This window comes from Dialister sp. UBA1703 (assembly GCA_002320515.1).
Taxonomy (GTDB): Bacteria; Bacillota; Negativicutes; order Veillonellales; family Dialisteraceae; genus Dialister.
On sequence record DCJJ01000086.1, the window covers coordinates 59,200 to 62,939 of the forward strand.

3 protein-coding genes are annotated in these 3,740 nt (G+C 49.8%); all 3 read right to left on the reverse strand.

What is annotated here, in order from left to right; all coding sequences use genetic code 11:
* Positions 1-264: 264 nt before the first annotated feature.
* From B2Y11_RS04220 to B2Y11_RS04230, 3 genes are read right to left on the reverse strand one after another with little or no spacing between them, the layout of a single operon-like run.
* Positions 265-795 (reverse strand): NUDIX hydrolase, encoded by a 531-nt coding sequence (locus tag B2Y11_RS04220; protein WP_291056608.1) that lies wholly within the window; start codon positions 793-795, stop codon positions 265-267.
* Positions 796-855: 60 nt separating this feature from the next.
* Positions 856-1,302, reverse strand: a complete 447-nt coding sequence (dut, locus tag B2Y11_RS04225; RefSeq protein WP_291056611.1) for a dUTP diphosphatase — start codon at positions 1,300-1,302, stop codon at positions 856-858.
* Positions 1,299-3,389 carry a polyribonucleotide nucleotidyltransferase gene (locus B2Y11_RS04230; RefSeq protein ID WP_291056614.1) on the reverse strand — a complete coding sequence of 697 codons (2,091 nt, stop codon included), beginning with the start codon at positions 3,387-3,389 and terminating at the stop codon, positions 1,299-1,301. Before B2Y11_RS04230 ends, dut begins: the two co-directional genes overlap by 4 nt.
* Positions 3,390-3,740 lie beyond the last annotated feature (351 nt).

The following is a 3,740-nucleotide window of genomic DNA, read 5'->3' on the forward strand; positions in this document are numbered from 1 at the left end:
TGCTTCCCTAGTACACCAGCCCACTGATTTGCTATCCCAATTCCCATGTTCCTTCATAATTCCCATTATTTCATTAATCTGCTTTATATATTATACTATTTCCATTATATTTTTAAAGTCGATTGTATTTATTTATCTAATGAAATTTCTGCTTATTCCAATAATTCAGTTCTTCCATAAAAAAAACGTGAGAAAATGGGGGGCGTGAAAAAATGTAAATCATTTTTTTCACAGCCCCTTCACAGTTTTTTTATTTTTATAATCTTATTTCAATACATCATAGGCAATGGCGAAGGCCGAAAGGGTTTTCGCGTCATAGATTTCACCCCTGCCTATCATATGCCATACCTTTTCCAGGGGAATGGCAAGAACATCCAGAAATTCCCCTTCATCCAGGTGCTGGGCCGTGTGGACAAGGCCGGTGGCCAGGTAGAGGTGGATAGTTTCGTTGCAGAAGCCCGGCGTAGTGTACACATATCCCAGCTTTTTCAGAGTGCCCCGGTATCCCGTTTCTTCCTCCAGCTCCCTGGCAGCGCATTCATCCGGCGTTTCTCCCGGGTCCATCTTCCCTGCCGGGATTTCAAGGAGAGCCTCACCCACCGGGTAGCGGTACTGCTTGACAAAGAGCACCTTACCCTCATCGGTTACAGGGATGATGGCAGCGGCGCCGCAGTGAAGAATCACTTCCCTTATGGTTTTCTTTCCGGCCAGTTCCACCTGGTCTTTGAAAAGATGGACGATCTGCCCGTCATAAATTTCCTCGCGGCTCACCATTTTTTCTTTTTCAACGCTCATAAGTACCTCCCTTATGGGAAAAGCGGCGGATAGTATCCGCCGCTGGAATGATACAGATATTTATTTCCCCGTGCTTCCCACGCCGCCGGTCCGAAGACCTTTGGCTGCATCACCGTCAGCCTTCAGGTATTTCGTGAAAATGCCCTGGGCTACCCTGTCGCCTTTAGAAATATGGAAAGGCTGGGAAGTGGTATTATACACCGCCACCATAATATGACCTTCATTGTCTTCATTATTGTAGTAGTCGGAGTCAATAATGCCAGTGCTATTAATCAGTATGAGACCATGCTTGATGGCCATGCTGGAACGGATATAGATGGCCAGGTACTCATCATCCTCCATGTAAGCCTTGAGGCCGGTGGGAATGAGGGTGACTTTGCCCGGCAGGATATCCATATCCCTTCCGCTTTCTATGTCGTAGCCTGCACTGGAGGCGGTTTTCCTTACGGGAATACGGATACCTTCCTTCTCCCAGGCGGAAACGACTTCAAATCCCCGGCTTCTCATTTGTTCTTCTTTTCCAGAAGGAGAGCCTTGCGGGACAGATTAATACGGCCCTTGTCGTCGATTTCAGTGACCTTTACCATGATTTCATCGCCTACATGGACAATGTCTTCCGGTTTTTCCACCCGCTGGAGAGCCAGCTGGGATACATGAACCAGACCTTCCTTACCCGGCAGGATTTCCACAAATGCGCCGAACTTCATGAGACGGGTAACCCGGCCCAGATAGGTCTCGCCGGCCTTCACCTCATGGGTAAGTCCTTCCACCATCTTTTTGGCCTGTTCTGCAGCTGCTTCATCAGTGGAAGAAATATACACATGTCCGTCTTCTTCCACATCCAGCTTGGCACCGGTTTCATCCTGGATCTTATTGATGGTCTTGCCGCCGGCACCGATGACATCCCGAATCTTTTCCACAGGAATAGTAACGGCAATAATCTTCGGTGCGTAGGGGGACAGATAGTCTGCAGGCTTATCGATGCATGCTGCAATCTTGCCCAGGATGAAGAGACGGCCTTCGTGAGCCTGCTTCAGGGCTGCCAGCAGAATGTCGCGGGACAGACCATGTACCTTGATATCCATCTGGATGGCAGTGACGCCCTTGGCTGTGCCGGCTACCTTGAAGTCCATATCACCCAGCGCATCTTCCATGCCCTGGATATCAGAAAGGATGCTGAACTTGCCGCCGTTTTCGATGAGGCCCATAGCAATGCCTGCGACCGGAGCCTTAATGGGAACGCCTGCATTCATAAGAGACATGGTGCTGCCGCATACGGAAGCCTGGGAAGAGGAACCGTTGGATTCCAGAATTTCAGAAACTACGCGGATGGCATAGGGGAATTCTTCCACCGACGGAATCACCGGACGGAGAGCCCTTTCTGCCAAAGCACCATGACCGATTTCACGGCGTCCCGGTCCGCGGGAACCCTTTGTTTCACCTACGCAGTAGGATGGGAAATTGTACTGATGGATGTACCGTTTTTCCGTAATCGGAGTCAGGTCATCGATAATCTGGGTTTCAGACATGGGAGCCAGGGTGGTAATGGAAAGAGCCTGGGTCTGGCCACGGGTGAAAAGAGCGCTGCCGTGAACCCGGGGAAGCAGTCCCACTTCACAGGTAATGGGGCGGATTTCTGTCAGCTTTCTGCCGTCCGGACGAATGCCTTCATTGGAAATGGAATCACGGACAATCTGCTTGGTAAGATGATCAAGGCTTTCTGCCACATCGGCGCCATTTTCCGGATAAATGTCGGCAAAATGTTCCTTGGCAGCCTTCTTCACTGCATCAATATTTCCATCTCTTCTCAGCTTATCTGCGTCGAAAATAGCCTTCTTCAGATCTTCGGTGGCATAAGCAGCCACAGCGTCGTCGATTTCCTTCGGAATTTCCGGGAAAACAAGGGTGCGTTTCGGCTTGCCTACTTCTTCGATAATCTTCTTCTGGAAACGGCACAGTTCCTTAATAGTTTCATGTCCGAACATGATGGCATCCAGCACTTCTTCCTCCGGAGCCTCGTTGGCACCGCCTTCTACCATCATAATAGCTTCTTCAGAACCGGCTACGGTAATGTTCATGGAAGACTCTGCCAGCTGTTCCTGAGTGGGGTTCACCACGTATTTTCCATCTACCCTGCCGATGCGGACACCGGCGATGGGTCCATCCCAGGGAATATCGGAAATGCCGATAGAAGCGGAAGCCCCCAGCATGCCGCAGAGCTCCGGCGCATTGTCGTAGTCCACGGACAGCACCGTAGCCACCACATGCACATCATTGCGGCAGCGTTTATCAAAAAGCGGACGAATCGGACGGTCAATCAGACGGGCATTCAGAATGGCAGTATTCCCCGGACGGCCTTCACGGCGCAGGAATCCCCCAGGCATCTTGCCTACGGCATACATCTTTTCTTCATAATCCACGGTCAGGGGGAAGAAATCGGTTCCCTCCCTCGGTTCCTTGCTGGCAGTAGTAGCCACCAGCACTACCGTATCGCCGTATCTCACCAGTACAGCACCATTGGCCTGCTTTGCCATCTTGCCGGTCTCAATAATAAGCGGACGACCGGCCAGTTCCATCTGAAATGTCTTGAACATTCCTTTTCCTCCTGTAATCAATAAATCCTTTTTCACGTATTTTCTTATTATACAGGATAGTTATGGCAAAGTGAATAGGAATGTTGCGTCATCAGATGAAAAAGTCCATCCGGCCGGTGAGTACCAAAAGCAGGAAAATGACGGACAGGCATTTCCCCGCTTACCTTTACAAGTGCCTGCCACCCCTGCTTTATAGAGGTCTTTGATCTTGGAAGAAAGGGGCCGGATAGGCGGGCGTGGTATTCATGGATTGTTTCATGACGTTCCATTTCATCCATCATAGAAATATCTGTACCGGCAGTCAGGGAATTTTTTCAGAAAGTTACATGTCTAGGGAAGCACTGATTAATT